Origin of the sequence: Anaeromusa acidaminophila DSM 3853 (genome assembly GCF_000374545.1) — a bacterium.
Classification (GTDB): Bacteria; Bacillota; Negativicutes; order Anaeromusales; family Anaeromusaceae; genus Anaeromusa; species Anaeromusa acidaminophila.
Map to the genome: position 1 here is coordinate 158,297 of NZ_KB894585.1, position 23,303 is coordinate 181,599.

Below are 23,303 nucleotides of genomic sequence, written 5' to 3' on the forward strand. Positions count from 1 at the left end.
AACGACTTATTTTACAGGAGGCGTGTTTATGGGAATTACTTCATTCAGAGATGTCATCGAAGATGTGTACTACGATGGCATCTTTAATGCTTTATCTGAATATGTTGAAAGCAATCCGGGCAGATTGGATGTCAATTCGTACGTGGTGGAAAGACCTGACGAAGCTTCATTGGATGATGTTCAAATAAGGTACATCAATATTACCGATTCAGAGGGGAACGGGATACTCTTTGATGTGGTCGTGGCTGCGGAAATTGAAGTCGCGGAAACAGTACGAAGGAATCGTGAAACCGATGGGGTGGAGCAATGGTTCAGGATTTCCTGCTCTGCGGAACTGGAGGATGGGCTTAAGAACTTCGATATAACAGGAATACATATCTATAATAAATACAGGGATTGTAAAGAGCTCCATCTGTCTGAATATCTGGTCCCCATCATCAGTAAGGATAAGCTTGATGATGCAGCAGAGAAATTCATGAAAAAATATTACCCTGAAGCTTTATCAAAACCTATGGCGGTGCCGGCCCGTGAAATAGCCAAGAAGATGGGTCTCGATATCCAGGCAGTACATATTACAAAGTATTGCTCTATATTCGGACAGATGGTTTTCACTGACTGTGAACTACAGCATTACGATAGTAATGCAAATGTGTATAAGCCTTTGCCTGTGAAAAGAGGGACAATTCTAGTAGATCCCAATGTCTTTTTTATGCGAAGCGTTGGATCAATGAATAATACCATCATACACGAGTGCGTCCACTGGGATCTCCACAAAAAGTTTTTTGAGTTGGAAAAGCTGTATAACAAAGACGCCAGATCCATCACTTGCCAGGTGCAGGAAGGAATCAGGCCTGAAAGAAACAGGACGCCATTGGATTGGATGGAGTGGCATGCCAACCATCTGGCTCCAAGAATACTGATGCCTGCAAAGCAGACATTGCAGAAAATTGAGGAGTTAATAGAAAAGAACAAACGGGTTCTTCAGACTGACAATATCGCTGACATAATGGAATCTGTAGTCTACGAGCTTTCAGGGTTCTTTGAGGTATCGAGAATTTCAGCCAAAATTCGGATGATCGACCTTGGGTATTCGGAAGCCATTGGAGTTTACACTTATATTGACGACCGGTATGTGGGAAATCATACATTTGAGAAATCGGTTCTGAAGCGCAACCAGACTTTTAGCATCGGCATACAGGATGCCCTGCATGAATATGCAATGAACCAGGAGTTCAGAAAAATTCTGGATTCCGGAAAATATATATATGTCGATGCCCACTTCTGCATCAATGACTCCAAGTATGTGCGGCTTAATGACGAGGGCTATGCTCAACTTACCGATTACGCCAGACAGCACATCGATGAATGCTGCCTGATTTTCGACGTGACTGCAAGGCAGAATGACAGGTATGGGGTCCAATACTATAAGGAAGCCGTGCTGTTCAGGGACGCCATATCAGAGAAGATTGTCGAGCTTAAATATAGCGACTCGGAACGAAACAGGACAACTGAGGAAAGAGCCGAGGAGTTCAGAAAAATCGGTAGCGAGGCAAAACAGATCGCCAGTATTGCAAGGACTCTGCCGCCTGCATTTGCAGATACCCTCGCGGCTCACATGAAGCGACAGAAATGCACAGTGGAGAAATTGGCAGAGCATTCACAAGTGGGGCCAAAGACAATCCAGAGAATGAGAAATGATCTTAGCTATTCCACATCTCTTGGGAATGTCGTGGCTATCTGCATCGGCTTGCAGTTGCATCCGATATTCAGCATGGATTTGGTCGATAAGGCAGGATTCACCTTCAAGCAATATGATGAGGAGCACGTAATCTACCAGCTGTTGTTGAATACAAAATATCAATCTTCCATATATGAATGCAATGAGATATTGAGGGCGAATAATTGTAATACAATAGGTAAAGAAGAATAAAAATCAAATAATTTCTAATGAGACCGGACATTTTTTGTCCGGTTATTTTTTTACTATAATTCCAAGGCTCTCTATAAACTGCGATATAAATTTGCAGCTTGTAGGGAGTCTTTTTTGCGTTAAAAACGGACATTTCATGTCAGGGGCAAACCTGCGTTAGAGCAGTAGTATTAAGCCATGAGTTGGCCAACTCGTGGCATTTTTCTTTTCCTAAGTTTCGCGAAAAAGTTTTTCTAAATAGGAAAAGAGCCTGCCTATTTAACTTTTAGTATTAAGCCACAGAGCAAGGGAAAGGAGGTGAAGAAAGCGATGGGACCAAACGAAAGGCGTCAGGAAATAATGGAAACACTCTGCAATAGACGGCAGGAGACTATGGCAAATCTGGCGTTTGAGTTCGGAGTCAGTGTCCGGACCATAAGAAACGATATTGCCTGCCTGTCGCTTTCTTACCCTCTGGAAACTATACGTGGACGCTATGGGGGCGGTGTCCGGGTTATAGATGGGTTCTATATGAATCGCAAATATCTGAAACCTGAACAGAAGGAATTGCTGGAACGGCTCGGCGCGCAGTTGTCCGGCAATGACCTCGCCATAATGAACAGCATCTTCAAAGACTTTGCTCTGAGCAAATAGCACGGGTTACACCCCCGAATTTTGAAAGGATGGTGAATGTAATGAAAAAGGTTTTTGTATGTTCTCCCTACCGCGGAAATATCGAAAAGAACACTAAGAAGGCTGCGTACGCTGCCAAAATCGCGTGTGGCTGCGGCTATATGCCAGTAGTGCCACATCTCTATTTCCCTCAATTCCTGGACGAAAATGACGAGTTTGAGAGAATGCGTGGAATTGACCTTGGCATAGAACTGATGAAGGGCTGTGATCTGATATGGTTGATCGGCCCAAGCATTACAAGCGGAATGGAATACGAACTTGAAGCCGCAAAAGAAATCCGCATTCCAGTGAGGATGTACGATGACCAGTTGCGTCAGATAAACCCTAAAACCCTGATTCTTGACGAGCGTGTGGATGATCACTTTCGCAGCGTTGTCAAAGGTCTGAAATTTGAATGAAAGGATGAGTAGCAATGAGTGAAATTTATTTGACTTTGGCTGATGGGTTCGAGAAACTCGCAGCCGGATACCGTACCTTGGCGGCTAATTCTGCTGAAGGTCAAATCACAGAACAACCTTCTGTAGCTGAACCCAAACAGGAAAGCAAAATCAGTATCGAGATGGTTCGCGCCGTTCTTGCTGAGAAAAGCAAGGTAGGCAAAACCCGCGAGGTCAAGGCTCTGCTGATGAAATACGATGCAGGAAAGCTCTCCGGTGTGAAGCCGGAGGATTATGAGTCTCTTCTCAAAGAAGCCGAGGTGCTTTAATGAGCGGACATGCAAGATTTTCTCCTTCATCGGCAAATCGCCGTTTGAATTGTCCTCCGTCTTTGGTGCTTGAGGAGCAGTTCGCAGAAGAAGAGTCCCAATATGCAGCAGAGGGTTCTGCCGGCCATGCGCTGGCAGAGCATCTCATCAGAAAGCACCTTAAACAAAGAAGCAAACGCCCTGTTTCCGATTATTACTCGGACGAGCTGCTCGATGCTGTAGATGAATATGTGTCTTATGTTATAGGTGAAATTGAGGAAGCCAAGCGGGTCTGCAACGGCCCGGTATTCACTGTTGAACAGCGCGTGGATGCTTCGGACTATGTGGATGAATGCTTCGGTACGGCGGATATGGTCATTGTCACTGATAAGGTGGCGCATATCATTGATCTCAAACTGGGCAAAGGTGTCCTAGTCTTTGCGGAGGAAAATCCGCAGCTGATGATTTACGGACTCGGCATCCTTGGTATGGCAGAAATGCTCTATGATGTGGAAACCGTCCGGCTTACCATATTTCAGCCCCGTTTGAATAATTCAAGCACATGGGATATCGCTCCAGAAGTCTTGAAGGCTTGGGGAGAGGATGTGTTAAAGCCCAGAGGCGCTATGGCACTGATGGGAGCTGGAGATTTCAATGCGGGTAGCTGGTGCCGCTTCTGCAAAGCAAGAAATCAGTGCCGTGCCAGAGCCGAAGAATTCCTTGCCTTAGCAAAGATGGAGTTTCGCCAGCCCGCTCTGCTTTCGGATGATGAAATCGCAGAGGTGCTGAAGATAGCTGACGATCTGGCAAAATGGGCCTCCGATGTTTATGCCTTTGCCCAGGACCAGGCTATCGTCCATGGGAAAGAGTGGAACGGATTCAAACTGGTGGAAGGTCGCAGCAACCGCAAGTATACAAGCGAGGACGAGGTGGCAGAGGCCGCAACGACCGCCGGCTACACAGATATCTATAAATGTTCACTGGTGACTATCACAGAGATGGAGCGACTTATGGGCAAACAGGAATTTACCCGTATTCTCGGACGCCTGGTGTACAAGCCTCAAGGCAAGATCACATTGGTGCCGGTTTCAGATAAAAGAGAAGCAATCAATAAAACTACCGCTGCGGCGGAATTTCAGGAGGTTTCATTATGAAAAAGAATACGTCTGCAACTAAAGTCATCGTACCATGCCGTTTTTCCTATCTTCACTGTTGGGAGCCAGACTCCGTAAACGGCGGCGATCCAAAGTACAGCGTTTCGGCCATTGTGCCGAAGAGCGACATCAAGACCGTGGAAGCCATCAAGGCCGCCATTGAACAGGCCAAGAAGGACTCTGCTTCCAAGTGGGGAGGTAAGATTCCAACCAATCTCAAGACTCCGCTCCGCGATGGCGACATTGACCGCCCCGATGACGAAGCCTACAAGGGCTGCTATTTCATCAATGCCAACAGCCGTCAGGCTCCACAAGTGGTGGATGGCAAAGTACAGCCCATCCTTGATCAGAGTGAAGTGTACTCCGGTTGTTACGGTCGTGTCAGCGTAACCTTCTACGGTTATAACTCCAACGGCAATCGAGGCGTTGCGGCGGGTCTTGGTAACATTCAGAAGCTCAAGGACGGTGAAGCTCTCGGAGGACGCTCAAGGGCAACCGATGATTTTGGAACTGCGGAAGATGAGGATTTCCTCGGCTAAGAACTAATGTGGGGCGGTGGGCAACTGCTGCCCTTTACATACAAGGAGAGGATGAAATGTATTTATCAATAGATATTGAGACTTATTCAGATGTGGATCTGACGAAATGCGGCGTTTATGCCTATGTAGACAGTCCCAACTTTACAGTGCTGCTATTCGCTTACGCATTTGATGATGAAGAAACTAAGATAGTGGATCTGGCTTGCGGGGAGAAGCTTCCTGCAGAAGTCCTTGAAGCACTAACCGATGGAAGCGTTATAAAGACAGCTTTCAATGCAGCATTCGAAAGAACCTGTCTTTCAAGATACCTGAACACACCTCTATCTCCGGCTTCCTGGCAGTGTACGGCGGTGCAGTCGGCGATGCTTGCACTGCCACTGTCTCTTGACGGTGTGGGCGGGGTTTTGGATATACAGCGAAAGAAGCTGAAGGAAGGAACTGACTTGGTCAGGTATTTCTCCATCCCCTGCAAGCCTACCAAGGCAAACGGCGGCAGGACGAGGAACCTCCCGGAACATGCATCTGAAAAATGGGAGCTATTCAAAACCTATTGCATAAGGGATGTAGATGCGGAGCGGGAGATACGGTGGAAGCTCAGGAACTTTCCAATTCCCGGCAGCGAGATGGAACTCTACAGGCTCGACCAGGAAATCAATGATAGAGGCATCATGGTTGACCGTGATCTTGTATCTCATGCCGTTGAGTGTGATCTTCAGTACAAAGATATGGTGACTGCACAGGCTTATGAATTGACTGGGCTTAACAACCCTAACTCTGTCACCCAAATCAAAGAATGGCTTATGGACAGAGGTGTCGAGGTGGAGAGCCTTGATAAAAAATCGGTCAAGGGCCTCATTCCAGAAACGGATGGAGAGGTGCTGGAGGTTCTGAAGCTGCGGCTGTTGATGGCAAAGACCTCGATCAAGAAATATGAAGCCATTGAGCGCTCCGTCTGCTCGGATGGGAGGGTCCACGGTCTGCTCCAGTTTTATGGGGCGAATCGGACAGGACGTTGGGCAGGAAGGCTTGTCCAGGTTCAGAACCTGCCACAGAACCATCTGGCGGATTTGGCTCTTGCCAGAAGCCTTATAAAACAAGGCCGGTATGAGGATGTGGATTTGCTATTTGACTCCGTTCCAGGTGTGTTGTCGGAACTAATCCGAACTGCCTTTGTGCCAAAGCCTGGTACCCGGTTTATCGTAGCGGACTTTTCTGCAATTGAAGCAAGAGTGCTCGCATGGTTCTCTGGTGAGAAATGGCGTCTTGATGTATTTGCCAGCCACGGAAAGATCTATGAGGCATCGGCATCCGCCATGTTCGGTGTTCCTATTGAGGAAATAACAAAAGGCAGCCCGTTTAGGCAGAAGGGCAAGATTGCGGAACTGGCTTTGGGCTATGGCGGATCTGTCGGAGCTTTGACTTCAATGGGAGCTTTGGACATGGGGCTGACTGAAGAAGAACTGCCCATACTGGTCAATCAGTGGAGAAGCGCGAATCCCCACATTACAAAGTTCTGGTGGGATGTAGATGCAGCTGCCACTTCGGCTGTACGTGAAAAGAAGGAAATGGTCGTCGGCAAGGTGTGCTTTTCCTACAAGTCCGGCATCCTGTTCATCACACTGCCCTCCGGCAGAAAGCTCTCCTATATCAAGCCGAGACTCGATACCAACAAGTTTGGCCGTGAAGGCCTGACTTATGAGGGGATTGGCGAAAGCAAGAAGTGGCTGAGGATCGAAACCTATGGCCCAAAACTGGTCGAGAACATCGTGCAGGCAACAAGCCGCGACCTTTTGGCACTCGCCATGCTCAGGCTTCGCAACAGCGGATTTGAAATTGTGATGCACATTCACGATGAAGCTGTGCTGGAGGTTTCAGAAGGATATTCAAGCGTTGAAGATATATGCAGGATAATGTCGGTTGCTCCGGAATGGGCAACAGGATTGCCGCTTAGAGCGGACGGTTACGAATGTGATTTTTATAAAAAAGATTAGGAGGATTAAGGATTATGAATAATATTAAGATTTTCAAAAATATCGAGTTTGGTGAAATTAGAACACTGGAACAGGACGGCAAGCCACTATTCTGCGGTAGCGATGTGGCAAAGGCGTTAGGCTATGCCAAGCCACAGAATGCTATCGATGCACATTGTAGGTATGCCCTAAAACGAGGCATACCGCACCCACAATCGCCTGAGAAAACAATTGAAATGCTCTTTATTCCTGAGGGTGACCTTTATCGGTTGATTGTTAACAGTAAATTGCCATCCGCAGAAAAGTTTGAACGCTGGGTTTTTGATGATGTTCTCCCAACTGTTAGAAAGCACGGTCTTTATGCCAAAGAGGAACTACTGAATGATCCGGACCTCTTTATATCCGCCCTTCAGGAATTGAAGGCAGAAAAAGAGAGAATCAAACTTCTGGAGCTTGAGAATGCGCAAAGCAGACAGATCATTTGTGAACTGCAGCCGAAAGCCAGCTACTACGATTTGATTTTACAGAATAAGAGTGTTATCCCTGTCAGCCAGATTGCGAAAGATTACGGGATGTCCGGTAAGGCCTTTAATAAGATGCTGCACGACCTGGGTGTTCAGTTCAAGCAGTGTAACACATGGCTCTTATACCAGAATTATGCTGACCAAGGTTACACCCAGTCCAAGACATATGCCATTGATGCTGAACGAAGTGCGATGCACACCTACTGGACGCAGAAGGGTAGACTGTTTCTTTATGACTTGCTGAAAAATGAATGCGGCCTGTTGCCGGTTATTGAACGCAGGCTAAGCGCATAGGGGGTGTGTTTCTTTGGGAATCAGCAAATACAACGCGGAAGGTTACTATGATCCGACCGCATATGAAGGCATCCGCAATGCAGAAGCGGATGCCAGAAAACTTAAGATTAAGTATCCCACAGGATATATGGAGCTGAACCTTGATTACTTTTTTCCCTGTACTCTGGACAAAGCCAGGAAGGTCTTTTCTCTGATTCACAGATATTCATCGGAAGTCGACAAAGACAGATTGCTTGCATTCCTTTATGGGTTGGAGAGCAGATATGGTGCCCAGATGCAGGAGTATGCCGATAAGGCAATGTACTATCCTGAGAAAACAGAGGAGTATCGAGAGTACACTTCAAGGTTTAAGGAAGCAAGGCGGCTCCGTCAGCGAACCGCAAGAAACATAGAACTCTTTACCGCAGGGAGGGAACTCAGATGAAAATAAGGCTTTGTACGGGCAATTCCCGTATGGACAAACATTGGAACCTGACGGAAATGGAACTAGACGAGTTCCGTAACCGCATATCCACCACTCACAGAACCGCAGAGACGGTGGAGCAGTACAAGAAACTCAGCAAGGCCAAGCAGGATGAGATTAAAGACGTTGGAGGCTTTGTACTTGGAACCCTGAAAGGTGGCAGACGAAAAAAGGACTGTGTCCTGACCCGCTCGGGGCTATGTCTGGATATGGACTACGCACTGCCAGACACCATCGAACAGATCGAGATGTTCTTTTCCTTCAAATGCTATTTCTACTCCACACATAAACATACTCAAGAAAAGCCACGCCTTCGACTAATTATTCCACTCGCCCGCGAGGTGTCACCCGATGAGTACTCTGCGGTAGCAAGAAAGGTGGCAGAGGAAATCGGCATTGAGCTCTTTGACGATACCACCTATGAACCGAGCCGACTGATGTATTGGCCATCGACCTCCGCTAACGGGGAGGTCCTGTTCCGTGAGATAGACGGAGATCTCCTTGACCCAGATGCAGTCCTTGCCAAATATAAGGACTGGCACAATTCAGCTGAATGGCCGGTATCAAAAAGGCAGCAGACTGTGGTGCAGCGGGAGGTCAAGAAACAGGCTGACCCTCTGGAAAAGCCAGGAACGGTTGGAGCCTTCTGCCGTACTTACTCTGTGACGGATGCCATTGATACTTTCCTTAATGATGTATATCGCAAGAGTGCAATGACCGGTCGCTACGACTATATCCCTGCAGACTCCCAGGCGGGTGTAGTTATTTATGAAGATAAATATGCATACAGCCACCATGCTACAGACCCTGCTTGCGGGCATCTCATGAACGCCTTTGATGTGGTGCGAATCCATAAGTTCGGTGGTCTGGATGCCAGAGCGGACGAGGACACAGAGCCCTCCAAGCTGCCATCCTTCAAAGCCATGCAAGAATTTCTCGTTGATGACGAAAAGGTGAAGCTACGCCTTGCCAAAGAGCGCGAGAGTCAGGCTATGGCAGAGTTTGATGGAGTTGATGAAGAAAACTGGCAGACATTTCTAGAGCTGGACAAACAGGGGAGGGTTAAAGATACCCTGACTAATATTGCTAATATTATCCGCTATGACAGCAACCTCAAACCCATCGTATACAACGAGTTCAAAAGTATGCTTGATGTGATTGGAGAATTGCCGTGGAGCCAAGTGCGCCCCGGTTGGGGTGATGCCGACCTTGCCTGCGCAAAAGTGTACTTTGAGAGGGTGTACGGGATCTGGTCACCTACTAAATTTAAGGACGCGCTACTAGCGGTTTCATCTGCAGAACGCACCTACCATCCAATTAAGGAATATCTGGCAACAATCGCATGGGATGGAGAGGAACGTATCGACACACTGCTTATAGATTATCTCGGTGCAGACGATACCGCATTCGTCAGAGCAGTTACAAGAAAGACACTTTGTGCCGCTGTTGCCCGTGTATATGAGCCCGGCATCAAGTACGACTCCATCCTTGTTCTTAATGGTCCGCAGGGAGTTGGCAAGTCCACACTCTTTGCTCTTCTTGGACGGCAGTGGTATTCGGACAGTCTGTCCATTTCGGATATGAAGGACAAGACCGCTGCAGAGAAGCTGCAGGGCTATTGGATTCTTGAGCTTGGGGAGCTGGCGGGCATCAAGAAGGTGGATGTGGAGACAGTCAAATCTTTCATCAGCAGGACAGACGATAAATTCCGTCAGTCCTATGGCGTCAATGTGGAAAGCCATCCAAGAACCAACATCATCGTGGGGTCAACAAATGCTGAGAGCGGCTTTCTCCGCGACATCACGGGCAACCGCCGTTTCTGGCCTGTACATGTTACGGGTAAGGCAAAGTACAATGCCTGGGATTTGGCCGAGGTCGATCAGATTTGGGCGGAGGCCGTCGTGAAGTACCGTGCCGGAGAGGAACTGTTCCTTAAAGGCGAAGTGGCAACGCAAGCATACGTTGCTCAGCAACAGGCAATGGAATCCGATGACCGCGAGGGAATTATCAGCGATTACCTAGACCATCTGATGCCGGAAAACTGGGATGGCATGGATCTTTATCAAAGAAGGAGTTTCCTGGGCGGTAGCGAGTTTGACGGTGCAACCACAACGGGGAGTGTCAGCCGCGACAAAGTCTGCGTGATGGAAATCTGGTGTGAGTGCTTTGGCAAGGAGCGTCAGAATCTTAAACGCACCGACTCCTATGAAATTGAAGGTATTTTGACTCGCATCGGGGGGTGGCGGAAACTGACCTCCAACAAAACCGGAAAGACTTATTACCCCCTTTATGGCCCGCAGAAAACCTTCGTCCGTGAAAAGCAAGGCACAAAATCGCAGAGTTAGGCACATGCCTATCGTTCCGTAAAAACCAACGGCACAGAGATAGGCATAGACCAAAACGATAGTAAAATAGGGTGGCCTGCAAGCTTTGTGCCTATCGTGCCTATAAAAAACCATAATGAGCAATAAAAATATATGAAATAGTAGGAATAGGCACATGTAAGTACGTGTACACGCGTATAGAGGTTTTTGGCTTAGGCACGGAACATCGGCACAAGTGCTGAGAGGAGATGGTCTTTTGCGAGAAAGTGTAATAGAAAGAAAATTGGTCACTGAAGTAAAAAAGCGTGGTGGGCTTGCTGTCAAATTCGTATCGCCCGGTCTTGATGGAGTGCCGGACCGTCTTGTTCTATTCCCCGGCGGCAAGATGGCTTTCGTGGAACTGAAAGCCCCCGGTAAGAACATGCGGCCTATACAGGAGAAGCGGGCAAGGCAGCTAACCGCTTTAGGCTTTCGAGTCTACTGCGTGGACAACAAAGAAATGATTGGAGGTGTGCTTGATGAAATACAAGCCGCATAGCTATCAGGAATATGCAAAAGAGTTCATACTGGCAAATCCGGTCTGCTGCCTTATGCTCGACATGGGACTCGGCAAGACAATTATCACGCTTTCGGCATTATGGCTGCTTGCTTTGGATAGCTTCGACATTGGTAAGATCCTCGTTATCGCTCCCAAGCGAGTAGCTGAAGATACCTGGCCAAAGGAGATGGCAAAGTGGGAGCATCTGACAGGACTTACATTCTCTTTGGTGCTTGGCAGCCAGAAACAGAGAGAGGAAGCCCTTAACAAACGTGCTTTTGTTTATATCATCAACCGGGAGAATGTATCGTGGCTTATTGAAAACGGCCAATGGGATTTTGACACCGTGGTTATAGATGAACTGTCCAGCTTCAAATCCAATAAGGCACAGCGGTTCAAAACTTTGAAGAAAGTCCGTCCGAAAGTGCAGAGGGTTATAGGGCTTACCGGCACTCCGGCACCGAACTCGCTCCTTGACCTTTGGCCGCAATTGTATCTGTTGGATATGGGCCAAAGGCTCGGGCGCTTCATCGGCGGCTACCGTGACAGGTTCTTTAAGCCGGATAAGCGCAATCGTGAAATTATCTATACTTATAAACCCCGTGACGGTGCGGAGGAAAAAATATATGAACTGATTTCCGATATCTGCATTTCCATGAAAGCCGTGGACTTCCTCGATATGCCGGAGAAGGTGTATAACCGCATTGAGGTTTCGATGGAGAAGAAGGAGCAACAGCTTTACGACCGTTTTCAAAAGGATATGGTTCTTTCCCTTGGTGGTGAGGATGTTGACGCCATCAATGCTGCCGGCCTTTCAAACAAATTGCTGCAGATGGCAAATGGTGCGGTCTACGGCGAGGAGAAAAAAGTCCTCCGCATCCACGATAGAAAACTGGATGTCTTGGAGGATCTGATTGAAGCCGCTAACGGCAAGCCGATCCTTGTAGCTTACTGGTATAAGCACGACCTTTCCAGAATTCGTGAGCGGTTCGATGTACGAACAATTGATACCCCAGAGGATATTGACGACTGGAATGCCGGGAAAATACCTGTGGCTCTGATCCATCCGGCTTCGGCGGGTCACGGTTTGAACCTCCAAGAAGGCGGCTCCACCGTAGTATGGTTCGGGCTAACATGGTCTTTGGAACTGTATCAGCAGTTGAACGCAAGGCTCTGGCGGCAGGGTCAAAAAAACACCGTGGTGATTGCCCATATCGTTACCAGCGGCACCCATGATGAAGATGTGATGAAGGCGTTAGAAGCAAAGAATATGAGGCAGTCCGCTTTGATCGCAGCGGTCAAAGCCAGGATTGGAGGTGCACCATGAACGAAAGGATAGAGAAAATAATGCAGGATTATCCGCAGATGGTGATGGAACGGACTTGTTTAGAAAATCAGATATTGAATTTTAAAGGCATTACAGGAACCGAAATGATAGAGTCCATGTATTTTACGCAGCCGGAGGGTGAGCGAGTTCAGGATAGTGGTGTTTCCGATAAGACTGCCCGTATTGCCATAACATACAAGAACAAAATGGAACGTATCAATTGTGAGTGGCGGGAGCATTTAGAGAAGAAACATTCTATCCTTGCAGAGGAACTGATCTTTTTCGAGTCAGCTGTTCTTTCCTTGAGCGGCATTCTCCCTGATTTTATTTCCGATATGGTCATCGAAGGCCTTACCTGGGACGACCTAGCTGACAAATACCATGTCAGCCGGACGATGGTGGCAAAGTATCGCAAGAAGGCAATCCGTGAACTGGAAATTCTGTACGCCATTCACGACCAGGAAATGGCAGAATATATTTTGAGGTGAATGTGATGTGTAAAAGAGGAGAGATTTATTTCGTGGATTTCGGAAAGAACATAGATACAAGAAAACAGTGCGGAATCCGTCCTGTGGTTGTGGTCAGCAATAATAAGGCAAATGCCTATTCTCCTGTTATCACCGTTGTGCCGCTCACTTCCAAAATCCACAAGAAACGGTTTCTGCCAACCCATGTGTATATTCCCGTATCTGCCGGATGCGGACTGAGACGTGGAAGCCTGGCTCTTGCTGAACAGGTGGAAGCCATTGACAAAGACCGCCTTCTTGAGAAAAAGGGGTATATTGCTAGCGATGTTATTATGGGGAAAATCACAAAGGCAATACAGATACAGATCGGAGCATACGAAGAATATAACTGATTGAATTTTAGCAGTAAAAGATTTTTTGTTTTACCATTGACACTCTAACGGTAGCATGGTACATTTATCTCAAGATAAGTCTACCGGATATATGGTACAAAAATATGGAGGTGTAATATGGGAAGACAAAATTATATGACGATTACCGTAGCAGACACAATTCAGGATATGTTTAACGAGTTTGTGACAATCAAGGGGATTACAAAAACGGCAGCACTTAATGATGTAGTAGAAATGTATATGCTGGCTAAAGACGAAGAATTGTATTTGAACCTCAAAAAAAAGTACTTAAATGTTGAGGGGGTGAAGAACATGATTGCTGATCGAGATAGTAAGATTGATGATTCAATACCAGAGTACTTGTTTATGAAGCTGGGAATATCCACAACAAATGAAGGCGATGAACTTGATGGAGAAGAAACAGTTAGGGTTTATATTAACGATGAAAAGATCAGAGGCTTTACTTGGTTTTCTACACAGTCTTTGTTTTATGGGATGAGTCAGGATCGAGTGAAGCATTACAACAATCAGATTGCGGCTGGGAAAAAGGTGAAAATCCTTTTTGCAGTCAACAACGAAAATTTCGATAATGACATCGCATTTAGCGCTGATGTTCTGGAAGTGTTTTCTGCTAAGCTTCCGGTGGAATGTCCTGAAGAAGGGCTTCCGGTTGAATTTGATGGTGAAAAGGCGCGCATTTGGATTAAACTTGTTAACATTCAAGATGAAACAAAAATTAATGCGAGCATGATGCAAATAACAAGTACTGGAAGAGATTTAAAACAGACCATATCAAATTCTCAGTATCATTTTGGATATGTGTCATTCAAAGAATAAGAGTATATTTCGCTGAATGGTTTACTGAAGGTGTACTAAAGGTGTACTGCTTTTTCATTTCGACCGCGCTATACTTATAATTGCCAGGAAAGCATACAGAGTCTGGGTTCTCCCCCAGGCTCTTTTTCTTTGGCCGGATGCGTCTTTCATCCTTTCACGCATCCGTACATATGAAAGGAGAAAACAATTATGCCGAAAAGACCGAACATCCCATGCAAGCATTCCGGCTGCGCGAGGCTCATTTCTTACGGTTCGCAGTACTGTGAGGAACACGCGACGATGCACCGTCACGACGTGAAAGGCACGAAGGAAAAAGGATATAACAGTCGCTGGCGTGGGGTAAGAGCAAGGTTCTTAAAAGCACATCCATTGTGCGCGAAGTGCCTTGAAAACGGGCGGCTTGAGAAAGCCACGGTGGTGGATCACATTGTTCCCCATCGAGGCGACCGTAAACTATTCTGGAATGAAAGCAACTGGCAACCATTGTGCAAATCATGCCACGATACAAAAACAATGACCGAGGACCGGTACCAGGAATTCAAGTACTAACCCCCAGGGGCGGTCTGAATCTCTGTGAGCCGCCAGCGCCAAGACCGCCGCCCCCCTTCGCGTGAAAAATCGCAGAATTAGCAAGGGGGGATACCTAAGGCTAGATTCTTTTGCTCCTCAACATTAAATTATCGCGAAAGTATGGCGCTTGGAAGGGTTTCTAAGTAATATTACTTTTGCCAAAATATTAGTAAAAAAGCTGTAAAACAATTGCTTAAATGCAACGTTTTGCAGCTTTTTTATATTCAAATTACGCAGAAAGGATGTGAAGCAATGACAGACATTCAATCAAAACAGATACGTGAGTTTCGCATGAAGGGTGTAGGCTATAAAGCCATTGCTTCTGTTCTGGGGCTGTCTAGAGATAGCGTGAGAAACTACTGCAAAAGCCATGGATTAGATGGTTATGCTACAGAAGTAGTATTGAATATGCAAGAAGAAACTCAAGATGGAATTACATGCCCATGCTGTGGACAATCAATAGAGCAACCGAATATAGGACGAAAGCGGAAATTTTGCTCAGAAGCATGCAGGCGCGAATGGTGGGCTACTCATCCCGAGGATTCTCAAAAAAAAGAAACTGCTTTTTATGAAAAGTCCTGTGTATACTGTGGGCAGCAATTTACGGCATATGGAAATAAAAATAGAAGATATTGTCGTCATGAATGTTATGTTCATGATCGATTCTGGAGGGAGGAAGAAGGTAGAGAACCCTATGTAGGTCCCGAGAAAAGTGAGGAGGTATAGCATGAGTGAAATGACATGGCAATTGTTGCCGATAGAAGTTCTTTGCCCTGCGGCATATAATCCGCGCAAAAAGTTGAAAGCAGGAGATAAGGAATATGCGAAGATTAAAAATTCTATTTTGGAATTTGGCTATGTAGAGCCTATTATTGTGAATTATGATATGACGGTTATCGGTGGTCACCAACGCCTGACCGTACTGAAAGACCTTGGATACGAAAAAGTGCAGTGTGTGGTAGTCGATATTAAAGACGAGAATAAAGTCAAGGCGCTCAATATTGCGCTTAATAAAATTACAGGTGTTTGGAATGAAGAGCTTCTTGCTGACTTGATTGTGGATTTGCAGACTGCTAATTTTAATACGGACTTCACAGGATTTGAAGCGCCGGAAATTGAGCAACTTTTTTCAAAGGTCCACAACAAGGAAATCAAGGAAGACGATTTCGATGTGGACGTAGCTTTAAAGAAGCCGATTATTTCTCAAAAAGGCGACATATGGCTACTCGGCAAACATCGACTTATTTGCGGTGATGCTATTTTACCAGAGACGTATACAGCGCTTATGAATGGTAGTAAAGCTAATTTAGTCGTAACCGACCCACCATACAATGTTAACGTCGAGGAAACCGCCGGAAAAATTAAAAACGACAATATGCCGGATGCAGATTTTTATAAATTCTTATTTGCAGCATTCGTCAATATGGAGCAGAACATGGAGAACGACGCATCCATCTATGTGTTCCACGCAGATACCCAGGGGCTTAATTTCCGCAAATCATTTACCGATGCCGGTTTCTATCTTTCCGGCTGCTGCATTTGGAAGAAAAACGCACTGGTTCTTGGTCGGTCCCCGTACCAGTGGCAGCATGAGCCCTGTTTGTTTGGATGGAAGAGAGGCGGCAAGCACCAGTGGTACACCGACCGAAAGCAGACCACCATTTGGGAATATGACAGACCGAAGGCCTCAAAAGAGCATCCAACGATGAAGCCCGTGGCTTTGATGGCTTATCCCATTCAAAACTCCTGCATGAGCAATTGTATCGTGCTTGACCCCTTCCTTGGCAGCGGCTCCACGATGATCGCCTGTGAGCAGACGGGGCGTATCTGCTACGGCATTGAGTTGGATGAGAAGTTTGCTGATGTTATTGTTAACCGCTTTGTGGAACAGACCGGAAACAGTGAAAGTGTTTTTTTACTGCGTGATGGATCTCAAATCCCTTATGATAAGGTTCCACGCCCGGCAGCGGACACAACAGAAAATATAGAAATATGAGGTCTGGATTGTCTTGACTTATGTGCCTTTCAGAGTGATGTATGTAGTACCAAAAAATAAAGGAGGTTCAGCACATGATTATCAAGACAAATACGGATAACCGAAAAGCACTGGTCAAGGCAATCAGCGAGTTCACGGGCGAGGAGCAAAGCTACCTCGGCCTGCCAAGCTATGCATATCGAGTCGGCGAATTCATCATTGACCGCGACGGTGGGATAACCTGTGAAACCGATGATGGTTATAAGAAGTTGAAAGAGCATTTAATAGAACTTGGCTATCTTGAGTCTGAAGTTGAAGAATTGAATATCAGCATTCCCGCCGACGGAATGGATATGAACGCCCTTCGCAACCTGGTCTTTATGCTTCACAGCAAGCAATACCTTTTGAACCGGGTGGTGGGGCGCAACAGTTTTTCTGTCAGCGAGGACTTGATTAAAGCGCTTGAAACGAACCCGCCTGAAACTAAAGAAGCGTTACTCGCTCTCTGTGGGGCGGACAGCGGTGAAGCAACAATCCAGGACATGGCTTTTGACGAAGAGACGGTTACCTTCACATTTCCTTTTTCAGAAAAACCCGCCAAGAACAGAGCCTATGCGGAACTGGCGGCCTTCATGGTGGCACAGGCAAGGGAAGCAAAGCGGGTAAGCGCCAAGGAGCAGAAACCTGAAAACGAAAAATACTACCTTCGCAGTTGGCTTTTGCGTTTGGGGCTTTCGGGCGAAGGCGGCAAGGTTTCAAGAAAAGCTCTTCTTGCGGGCCTCAAGGGCCACACAGCCTTCAGAACTCCCGCTGATGAGGAGAAGCATAAAGCTCGTCTGCTTGCGGAAAAAGCGCGCATGAAGGAATAGGAGGCTTTAATAATGAAAGCACTTTTCGGAAGAAAAATGGTCGATATTGAAGAACTAAGGGATGCCACCATAAATGCTAAAAAAGAAGGATTTGTTGGATCGGCTTATAGGGTTACTAAAGAGGTCGCACTTAGTGACATCGATTTTAAAGAATTTACAAAGGACCTGCTTGAGGACCAGCCTTGGATTGATAAAGACGATGGCGGTTCAAATAAAAACGGCGAAATCAGGTGCATCAGGGTGCTTAACCTGCTGACAGGAGAGAGGGTTTTGGTAAACAGTGAAGGTTACAATTACTCGAGAAATACAGCAATAGAAGAATAAGAGAAGCAAACTGCATACAGTTTTCAGCCTGAAAAATAGTTGTGTTTATTCAAAAATAGTACTGGATATTATGTGCTTTTAGAGTGATATATAGTACTACCAAAAGGAAAGAAACACACATTTTGAAAGGGTGAAAACAGATGAAAACGCAGAAATTCGGGATTGAAATCGAAATGACAGGCATCACGAGAGAGCAAGCGGCCAAGGTTATAGCAGCCTACTTCCAAACAGGCGAAACCAATTACGTTGGCGGCACCTACCGCACCTACGAAGCCAAAGACTGCAAGGGCAGAGCATGGAAAGCCATGTACGACTCAAGCATTGTTGCCGAGAAGAAGGTCGGCGGTTCAATAACCTCCGCAGGAGATGAATACAAGACCGAGGTGGTCAGCCCCATCTTGACTTACGATGACATTGCGGATTTGCAGGAACTGGTCAGGCAGCTTCGGCACAAGGGCGCGATTGTGAACGCCTCCTGCGGAATACACGTTCATGTCGGGGCAGAGAGATTCACACCGCAGACCCTCCGCAATATCGTCAACATCATCGCAAGCAAGGAGGACATTCTTTACAAAGCCCTTCAGATAGACCCAAGACGCCTTCGTTACTGCAAAAAGACCAACGAGGAACTGCTTGAAACCATCAACCGCAGGAAGCCCCAGACAATGGCGCAGCTTGCGGACATCTGGTACGCAGAAGACCCTTATGGCAGAGACCGCCATTACAACAACACCCGCTATCACGGCTTGAACCTCCATGCCACCTTTACCAAAGGCACGGTCGAGTTCAGACTTTTCAACTCCACCACCCACGCAGGAGAGATTAGAGCCTACATACAGTTCTGCCTGGCAGTTTGCCACCAAGCCTTGACACAGAAGAAGGCTTCCGCAAGAAGAACGGTCACCGATAACGAAAAGTACGCCTTCAGATGCTGGATGCTCCGTTTGGGACTTATCGGGAGCGAGTTCAAGACTTGCAGACTGCACTTCCTCAAGCACCTTGAAGGCAACTCGGCTTGGAGACAGGTTGCTTGAAGGAATTAGCCACAGGCACACCAAGGGCGGCGCGACCGCCCTTTAGGCGGTGAAAGGGAAAACGACTTTCGGAAAGGATGGATTGAAGCATGAAAACAAAACTCTACATCGCATACGGCAGCAACATGGATATACGCCAGATGTCTTTCCGCTGTCCAACGGCGAAACTCATATGCACATCGGAAGTGGAAGGCTACCGGCTGCTCTTTAGGGGTTCGCAGACAGGGGCTTACGCCACTATTGAAAAGGCGGACGGCTACAAGGTTCCGGTCATCGTCTGGGAAATCGGCGAAACAGATGAAATGAACCTTGACCGCTATGAGGGCTTTCCAACATTTTACTATAAGAAAGACCTGACCGTTTCCGTAAACGGCAAGCGGGAAAAGGCTATGGCCTACATCATGGATGAACGCAGACCTCTTGGCGAACCCAGCTACCGATACTACAAGGTGGTCGAGGACGCCTACTCCGAGTTCCATTTGGATATAAACATTCTGGAAAAGGCCCTTGAGGACACCATTGCGGAGGCGGACGGCGATGTTTATTAAGCGAGAAATAGTCGAGCGCCTACGCAAACAATACCCCGCCGGCACCAGAGTGGAGCTTATCCGTATGGAGGATGAACAAGCGCCGCCCATCGGTACTAGAGGCACGGTGGTTGGTGTTGATGATATGGGAAGTATTATGGTTGCTTGGGATAGTGGAGGGAGTTTGAGTGTACTTTATGGTGAGGATTTATGCCGTAAAATTGAAAATAAGTAAATAGAATCATTTTAGAGCAAAGACTTCTTCGGAGGTCTTTTTTCTTTGCAAGCCAAGAGAAGGAGGTGGGGAATATGGCGCAACGAGGAAGAAAGCCAAAACCAACCGCGATGAAAGTGCTAGAAGGCAATCCAGGCGGCAGACCGCTCAATAAAAATGAACCCAAGCCAGATAAAAAAGCCCCTCGCTGTCCGGCTTGGCTAGAAGAGGAAGCAAAAAAAGAATGGAAACGTATGGGGAAAACACTAGAGCAGTTAGGTCTATTAACTGAAATGGATATGGCAGCGTTTGCTGGGTATTGCCAAGCCTATGCTAGGTGGAAGGAAGCCGAAGAGTTTATTAGTCAGCATGGTACCATGATTCGTACGCCAAACGGATATTTGCAGCAGGTGCCACAGGTATCGATTGCACAAACAAATTTAAAAATTATGCTCAAGTTCTGTGAGCAGTTTGGGCTGACTCCGTCGGCACGGAGCCGGATTGCTACCGAAAGTAGTCCGCAGGAAGCAGACCCAATGGAGCTTATTTTGCTGCATGGAGGAAAAAGCCATGTATGATGAAAATAAGGCGCAGCGTACTGTTCAGTTTATTAATTGCTTAAAACACACCAAGGGACAGTGGCGAGGAGTTCCTTTTGAGCTTTTACCCTGGCAGGATAAAATAATCTGCGATATTTTTGGAACCGTGAAAGAAAGTGGTTATCGGCAATATAACACGGCTTACATTGAAATTCCAAAGAAAAACGGTAAAAGTGAATTGGCGGCGGCAGTTGCCCTATATATGACATGCGGTGATAGTGAGTGGGGTGCAGAAGTGTATGGCTGTGCTTCTGATCGCCAACAGGCATCCATTGTATTTGATGTAGCAGTGGATATGGTTGATCAATGTCCGGCACTTAAAAAAAGGATTAAACCGATTATGTCAGTAAAACGACTTGTGTATCAGCCAACCAACAGTTTTTATCAAGTTCTATCCGCAGAAGCTTATACTAAGCATGGACTGAATGTGCATGCGGTGGTATTTGATGAACTACACGCACAGCCAAACCGCAATCTCTATGATGTTATGACCAAAGGCTCCGGTGATGCGAGAACACAGCCACTATTTTTTCTTATTACTACTGCTGGCAATGACCGTAATTCAATTTGTTATGAAGTACATCAAAAAGCAAAAGATGTTTTAAAAGGTAAAAAAATTGACAAAACCTTTTATTCGGCTATTTATGGCATGGAAGATAACGATGACTGGGGCAAGGAAGAAAACTGGTATAAGGCAAATCCATCCCTTGGACATACCATTGATATAGAAAAAGTTAGAGCTGCTTTTCAGAGCGCCAAAGAGAATTTGGCAGAAGAAAATTTATTTCGTCAATTGCGGCTGAACCAGTGGGTCAAACAATCAATACGCTGGATGCAGATGGATCGTTGGGATGAATGTGCGTTTCCGACAGAACTCGATATGTTGAGTGGCAGAGAGTGTTATGGGGGCTTGGATTTATCTAGCACTACAGATATTACTGCGTTTGTTTTAGTGTTTCCACCACGAGATGAGGAAGAAAAATTTATTGTGTTACCATACTTTTGGATTCCGGCAGATAACCTTGCAACAAGAGTGAGGCGTGATCATGTGCCATATGATATTTGGGATCAGCAGGGGTATATCAAAACCACAGAAGGGAATGTAGTACATTATGGATTTATCGAAGCGTTTATTGAGGAACTCAATACTGCGTACAACATCAAAGAAATTGCTTTTGATAGATGGGGCGCCGTCCAAATGGTGCAGAATCTTGAAGGTATGGGGTTTACGGTGGTACCTTTTGGACAAGGTTATAAGGATATGTCGCCAGCTTCTAAGGAACTAATGAAACTAGTATTAGAAAAGAAAGTGTCACATGGTGGCAATCCAGTGCTACGGTGGATGATGGATAACATTTATGTGAAGACCGATCCGGCTGGCAATATTAAACCGGACAAAGAAAAAAGCACCGATCGTATTGACGGTGCTGTTGCACTTATAATGGCGTTGGATCGAGCTATTCGGAATGGCGGTTATAGTGGTAGCGTATACGATCAACGGGGGATTTTGGTATTATAATTAGCAATCTACAATTTGTTTAACTACTTTCTGAGTTTCTCCTCCTGTATACTCGTAATTCATTGCGGTCACGAAGAACTGTAGGTTTAATTCCAAAGAAAGGCGGCTTTTGTTTTTGGTTGTATAGCCAAAGGGGAGCATAGCTGTTTTTACCATGCGACCTATGGTTTGCTTAACCGTATCATTAGATAAGTCTAGATCGCAAGTAGGATCGTTCAAACAATAATCTTCGACTTGCTTGGCGCAAGCAGACAATGCAGGACGACCATTTTCGGAAGCTTCAACAAATTTAATGCGAACGTCATCATCCCATATAATTTCGTCATAAATGTGTTTCGCAGACGAACTGTGTTGTATAACTTTGTTGGTTGGAAACGAGGTTACAAAAGAATCAAATGATGGTTTCATATGTTTATCCCTCTCTTTTAATTACTATAAGGTGCGATATGCAACCTTTAATAATAAGGTAACATATCGCACCTTTAATGTCAAATTATTTTTTTCAGGAGGTCATCGATGAATTTTTCATTCCTATCAAGACTTTTTAAAACCAGAGCCAGTCCTAAAAACAGTTCGTGGTTTAGTCCACCCAGCTTTTTCTTTGGTACAAGTTCTAGTGGTAAGGCGGTGAATGAAAAGACAGCACTGCAGACCACAGCGGTCTATGCCTGCGTTCGGATATTAGCAGAAACCATTGCTTCTTTGCCATTTCATACGTATAGATATACCCTAAATGGCAAAGAAAAAGCCATCGAACATCCCATATATTATTTGCTCCATAGTGAGCCAAATCCAGAGATGACTTCATTTGTGTTTAGAGAAACACTTATGAGTCATCTTTTATTATGGGGAAATGCATATGCACAGATTATTCGTGACGGTCGCGGGCGAGTTCTTGGCTTGTATCCACTTCTACCTAACAAGGTCATTGTCAACCGGAATCAGCATGGTGAACTTGTCTACCAATATGAAAAAGAGGGGCAGACATATTTTTTACGCAGTTATGAAGTTCTTCACATTCCAGGGCTTGGTTTTGATGGCATAATTGGTTATTCGCCCATTGCCATGGCAAAAAATGCAGTAGGTATGGCTATTGCCACTGAAGAATATGGTGCCAAGTTTTTTGCTAACGGAGCCAATCCTGGCGGAGTGCTAGAGCATCCTGGTGTAGTCAAAGATCCAGCAAGAATTAGGGAAAGCTGGAATGCTGTGTATCAAGGAAGTAGCAATGCACATAGGGTCGCGGTATTAGAGGAAGGTGTACGCCCAGATAGGGCGTCATTAAAAGTAGGATAAGGAACTACCACCCACAATCATGGGTGAGCCAATCTGCCTAACCGAAAGGCGAAAGCTGACACGGGAACAGAGTACGGCAGAAAAGCGGTAAGTTGCCCAAAGGCTAAAGGGCACGACTAGAACCGCAATGGCAACCGGATATGAGGTTTAACCTGAGTTTGGTGAACGCAAGGTTTGAGTGTCCATTTCTAAGGGGGATTGGGAAAATAGCCTGAAACCCATTCTGTGGCTGTCTAACGTTACATCCTTCAACGTTGGAA

Annotated in this window: 27 protein-coding genes; 26 read left to right on the forward strand and 1 reads right to left on the reverse strand. The window is 46.1% G+C overall.

The window, feature by feature from the left end:
• Window positions 1–28 precede the first annotated feature (28 nt).
• From C508_RS0104350 to C508_RS0104470, 25 genes are all read left to right on the forward strand, one after another.
• Window positions 29–1,930, forward strand: a complete 1,902-nt coding sequence (locus C508_RS0104350) for an ImmA/IrrE family metallo-endopeptidase (protein ID WP_018702327.1) — start codon at window positions 29–31, stop codon at window positions 1,928–1,930.
• Window positions 1,931–2,239: 309 nt separating this feature from the next.
• The gene (locus tag C508_RS0104355; protein WP_018702328.1) at window positions 2,240–2,563 is read left to right on the forward strand and encodes an HTH domain-containing protein; all 324 of its coding nucleotides are present in this window, start codon (window positions 2,240–2,242) and stop codon (window positions 2,561–2,563) included.
• A gap of 41 nt (window positions 2,564–2,604) precedes the next feature.
• Window positions 2,605–3,000 (forward strand): DUF7768 domain-containing protein, encoded by a 396-nt coding sequence (locus C508_RS0104360; RefSeq protein WP_018702329.1) that lies wholly within the window; start codon window positions 2,605–2,607, stop codon window positions 2,998–3,000.
• Between the two features lie 14 nt (window positions 3,001–3,014).
• Entirely contained in the window at window positions 3,015–3,308 is a 294-nt protein-coding gene (locus C508_RS0104365) for a hypothetical protein (RefSeq protein ID WP_018702330.1), read from the forward strand.
• Window positions 3,308–4,441: a DUF2800 domain-containing protein gene (locus C508_RS0104370; RefSeq protein ID WP_018702331.1), complete on the forward strand. Its 1,134-nt coding sequence runs from the start codon at window positions 3,308–3,310 to the stop codon at window positions 4,439–4,441. The genes C508_RS0104365 and C508_RS0104370 overlap by 1 nt, the downstream gene beginning before the upstream one ends.
• Window positions 4,438–4,980 (forward strand): DUF2815 family protein, encoded by a 543-nt coding sequence (locus tag C508_RS0104375; protein WP_018702332.1) that lies wholly within the window; start codon window positions 4,438–4,440, stop codon window positions 4,978–4,980. The genes C508_RS0104370 and C508_RS0104375 overlap by 4 nt, the downstream gene beginning before the upstream one ends.
• A 56-nt stretch (window positions 4,981–5,036) precedes the next feature.
• Window positions 5,037–6,971, forward strand: a complete 1,935-nt coding sequence (locus tag C508_RS0104380) for a DNA polymerase (RefSeq protein ID WP_018702333.1) — start codon at window positions 5,037–5,039, stop codon at window positions 6,969–6,971.
• 14 nt (window positions 6,972–6,985) lie between these two features.
• The gene (locus C508_RS0104385; RefSeq protein WP_018702334.1) at window positions 6,986–7,768 is read left to right on the forward strand and encodes a phage antirepressor; all 783 of its coding nucleotides are present in this window, start codon (window positions 6,986–6,988) and stop codon (window positions 7,766–7,768) included.
• 13 nt (window positions 7,769–7,781) lie between these two features.
• Window positions 7,782–8,192 (forward strand): hypothetical protein, encoded by a 411-nt coding sequence (locus tag C508_RS0104390; protein WP_018702335.1) that lies wholly within the window; start codon window positions 7,782–7,784, stop codon window positions 8,190–8,192.
• Window positions 8,189–10,576, forward strand: a complete 2,388-nt coding sequence (locus C508_RS0104395; RefSeq protein WP_018702336.1) for a virulence-associated E family protein — start codon at window positions 8,189–8,191, stop codon at window positions 10,574–10,576. The genes C508_RS0104390 and C508_RS0104395 overlap by 4 nt, the downstream gene beginning before the upstream one ends.
• Window positions 10,577–10,811: 235 nt before the next feature.
• The gene (locus tag C508_RS0104400) at window positions 10,812–11,093 is read left to right on the forward strand and encodes a VRR-NUC domain-containing protein (protein ID WP_039796750.1); all 282 of its coding nucleotides are present in this window, start codon (window positions 10,812–10,814) and stop codon (window positions 11,091–11,093) included.
• Entirely contained in the window at window positions 11,074–12,420 is a 1,347-nt protein-coding gene (locus C508_RS0104405) for an SNF2-related protein (protein WP_018702338.1), read from the forward strand. Before C508_RS0104400 ends, C508_RS0104405 begins: the two co-directional genes overlap by 20 nt.
• A complete protein-coding gene (locus C508_RS0104410) occupies window positions 12,417–12,908 on the forward strand; it encodes a hypothetical protein (protein WP_018702339.1) in 492 nt (163 codons plus the stop codon). Before C508_RS0104405 ends, C508_RS0104410 begins: the two co-directional genes overlap by 4 nt.
• Before the next feature lie 5 nt (window positions 12,909–12,913).
• Complete coding sequence (locus C508_RS0104415) at window positions 12,914–13,279, forward strand: type II toxin-antitoxin system PemK/MazF family toxin (RefSeq protein WP_026319353.1); 366 nt, start codon at window positions 12,914–12,916, stop codon at window positions 13,277–13,279.
• Window positions 13,280–13,396: 117 nt separating this feature from the next.
• Complete coding sequence (locus C508_RS0104420) at window positions 13,397–14,116, forward strand: hypothetical protein (protein WP_018702341.1); 720 nt, start codon at window positions 13,397–13,399, stop codon at window positions 14,114–14,116.
• 189 nt (window positions 14,117–14,305) lie between these two features.
• Window positions 14,306–14,665, forward strand: coding sequence for an HNH endonuclease (locus tag C508_RS0104425; RefSeq protein WP_018702342.1), 360 nt, complete (start codon window positions 14,306–14,308; stop codon window positions 14,663–14,665).
• Between the two features lie 273 nt (window positions 14,666–14,938).
• Entirely contained in the window at window positions 14,939–15,412 is a 474-nt protein-coding gene (locus C508_RS17805; RefSeq protein ID WP_018702343.1) for a hypothetical protein, read from the forward strand.
• 1 nt (window position 15,413) lies between these two features.
• Window positions 15,414–16,682, forward strand: a complete 1,269-nt coding sequence (locus C508_RS0104435) for a site-specific DNA-methyltransferase (protein ID WP_018702344.1) — start codon at window positions 15,414–15,416, stop codon at window positions 16,680–16,682.
• 74 nt (window positions 16,683–16,756) lie between these two features.
• Entirely contained in the window at window positions 16,757–17,530 is a 774-nt protein-coding gene (locus tag C508_RS0104440) for a hypothetical protein (RefSeq protein WP_018702345.1), read from the forward strand.
• Window positions 17,531–17,542: 12 nt separating this feature from the next.
• Complete coding sequence (locus tag C508_RS0104445) at window positions 17,543–17,854, forward strand: hypothetical protein (RefSeq protein ID WP_018702346.1); 312 nt, start codon at window positions 17,543–17,545, stop codon at window positions 17,852–17,854.
• Between the two features lie 140 nt (window positions 17,855–17,994).
• Window positions 17,995–18,888 (forward strand): amidoligase family protein, encoded by an 894-nt coding sequence (locus C508_RS0104450; RefSeq protein ID WP_018702347.1) that lies wholly within the window; start codon window positions 17,995–17,997, stop codon window positions 18,886–18,888.
• Window positions 18,889–18,977: 89 nt separating this feature from the next.
• Window positions 18,978–19,436: a gamma-glutamylcyclotransferase family protein gene (locus tag C508_RS0104455; RefSeq protein WP_018702348.1), complete on the forward strand. Its 459-nt coding sequence runs from the start codon at window positions 18,978–18,980 to the stop codon at window positions 19,434–19,436.
• Complete coding sequence (locus C508_RS0104460) at window positions 19,426–19,650, forward strand: DUF4314 domain-containing protein (RefSeq protein ID WP_018702349.1); 225 nt, start codon at window positions 19,426–19,428, stop codon at window positions 19,648–19,650. The genes C508_RS0104455 and C508_RS0104460 overlap by 11 nt, the downstream gene beginning before the upstream one ends.
• Before the next feature lie 74 nt (window positions 19,651–19,724).
• Window positions 19,725–20,207, forward strand: coding sequence for a phage terminase small subunit P27 family (locus tag C508_RS0104465; RefSeq protein ID WP_018702350.1), 483 nt, complete (start codon window positions 19,725–19,727; stop codon window positions 20,205–20,207).
• Window positions 20,200–21,747 (forward strand): terminase large subunit, encoded by a 1,548-nt coding sequence (locus tag C508_RS0104470; RefSeq protein ID WP_018702351.1) that lies wholly within the window; start codon window positions 20,200–20,202, stop codon window positions 21,745–21,747. The genes C508_RS0104465 and C508_RS0104470 overlap by 8 nt, the downstream gene beginning before the upstream one ends.
• Here the strand turns inward: C508_RS0104470 and C508_RS17810 are convergent, their stop codons facing one another.
• Entirely contained in the window at window positions 21,748–22,155 is a 408-nt protein-coding gene (locus tag C508_RS17810) for a hypothetical protein (RefSeq protein ID WP_018702352.1), read from the reverse strand.
• 108 nt (window positions 22,156–22,263) lie between these two features.
• On the opposite strand from C508_RS17810, the gene C508_RS0104480 reads away from it, so the two are divergent.
• Window positions 22,264–23,043 carry a phage portal protein gene (locus tag C508_RS0104480; protein WP_018702353.1) on the forward strand — a complete coding sequence of 260 codons (780 nt, stop codon included), beginning with the start codon at window positions 22,264–22,266 and terminating at the stop codon, window positions 23,041–23,043.
• The last annotated feature ends 260 nt before the right edge of the window (window positions 23,044–23,303 follow it).

Bases quoted from the DNA above. Each gene is read 5' to 3' on its own strand.
- C508_RS0104350 (WP_018702327.1), top strand. From the start codon at position 29: ATGGGAATTACTTCATTCAGAGATGTCATCGAAGATGTGTACTACGAT.
- C508_RS0104355 (WP_018702328.1), top strand. From the start codon at position 2,240: ATGGGACCAAACGAAAGGCGTCAGGAAATAATGGAAACACTCTGCAAT.
- C508_RS0104360 (WP_018702329.1), top strand. From the start codon at position 2,605: ATGAAAAAGGTTTTTGTATGTTCTCCCTACCGCGGAAATATCGAAAAG.
- C508_RS0104365 (WP_018702330.1), top strand. From the start codon at position 3,015: ATGAGTGAAATTTATTTGACTTTGGCTGATGGGTTCGAGAAACTCGCA.
- C508_RS0104370 (WP_018702331.1), top strand. From the start codon at position 3,308: ATGAGCGGACATGCAAGATTTTCTCCTTCATCGGCAAATCGCCGTTTG.
- C508_RS0104375 (WP_018702332.1), top strand. From the start codon at position 4,438: ATGAAAAAGAATACGTCTGCAACTAAAGTCATCGTACCATGCCGTTTT.
- C508_RS0104380 (WP_018702333.1), top strand. From the start codon at position 5,037: ATGTATTTATCAATAGATATTGAGACTTATTCAGATGTGGATCTGACG.
- C508_RS0104385 (WP_018702334.1), top strand. From the start codon at position 6,986: ATGAATAATATTAAGATTTTCAAAAATATCGAGTTTGGTGAAATTAGA.
- C508_RS0104395 (WP_018702336.1), top strand. From the start codon at position 8,189: ATGAAAATAAGGCTTTGTACGGGCAATTCCCGTATGGACAAACATTGG.
- C508_RS0104405 (WP_018702338.1), top strand. From the start codon at position 11,074: ATGAAATACAAGCCGCATAGCTATCAGGAATATGCAAAAGAGTTCATA.
- C508_RS0104410 (WP_018702339.1), top strand. From the start codon at position 12,417: ATGAACGAAAGGATAGAGAAAATAATGCAGGATTATCCGCAGATGGTG.
- C508_RS0104415 (WP_026319353.1), top strand. From the start codon at position 12,914: ATGTGTAAAAGAGGAGAGATTTATTTCGTGGATTTCGGAAAGAACATA.
- C508_RS0104420 (WP_018702341.1), top strand. From the start codon at position 13,397: ATGGGAAGACAAAATTATATGACGATTACCGTAGCAGACACAATTCAG.
- C508_RS0104425 (WP_018702342.1), top strand. From the start codon at position 14,306: ATGCCGAAAAGACCGAACATCCCATGCAAGCATTCCGGCTGCGCGAGG.
- C508_RS17805 (WP_018702343.1), top strand. From the start codon at position 14,939: ATGACAGACATTCAATCAAAACAGATACGTGAGTTTCGCATGAAGGGT.
- C508_RS0104435 (WP_018702344.1), top strand. From the start codon at position 15,414: ATGAGTGAAATGACATGGCAATTGTTGCCGATAGAAGTTCTTTGCCCT.
- C508_RS0104440 (WP_018702345.1), top strand. From the start codon at position 16,757: ATGATTATCAAGACAAATACGGATAACCGAAAAGCACTGGTCAAGGCA.
- C508_RS0104445 (WP_018702346.1), top strand. From the start codon at position 17,543: ATGAAAGCACTTTTCGGAAGAAAAATGGTCGATATTGAAGAACTAAGG.
- C508_RS0104450 (WP_018702347.1), top strand. From the start codon at position 17,995: ATGAAAACGCAGAAATTCGGGATTGAAATCGAAATGACAGGCATCACG.
- C508_RS0104455 (WP_018702348.1), top strand. From the start codon at position 18,978: ATGAAAACAAAACTCTACATCGCATACGGCAGCAACATGGATATACGC.
- C508_RS0104460 (WP_018702349.1), top strand. From the start codon at position 19,426: ATGTTTATTAAGCGAGAAATAGTCGAGCGCCTACGCAAACAATACCCC.
- C508_RS0104465 (WP_018702350.1), top strand. From the start codon at position 19,725: ATGGCGCAACGAGGAAGAAAGCCAAAACCAACCGCGATGAAAGTGCTA.
- C508_RS0104470 (WP_018702351.1), top strand. From the start codon at position 20,200: ATGTATGATGAAAATAAGGCGCAGCGTACTGTTCAGTTTATTAATTGC.
- C508_RS17810 (WP_018702352.1), bottom strand. From the start codon at position 22,155: ATGAAACCATCATTTGATTCTTTTGTAACCTCGTTTCCAACCAACAAA.
- C508_RS0104480 (WP_018702353.1), top strand. From the start codon at position 22,264: ATGAATTTTTCATTCCTATCAAGACTTTTTAAAACCAGAGCCAGTCCT.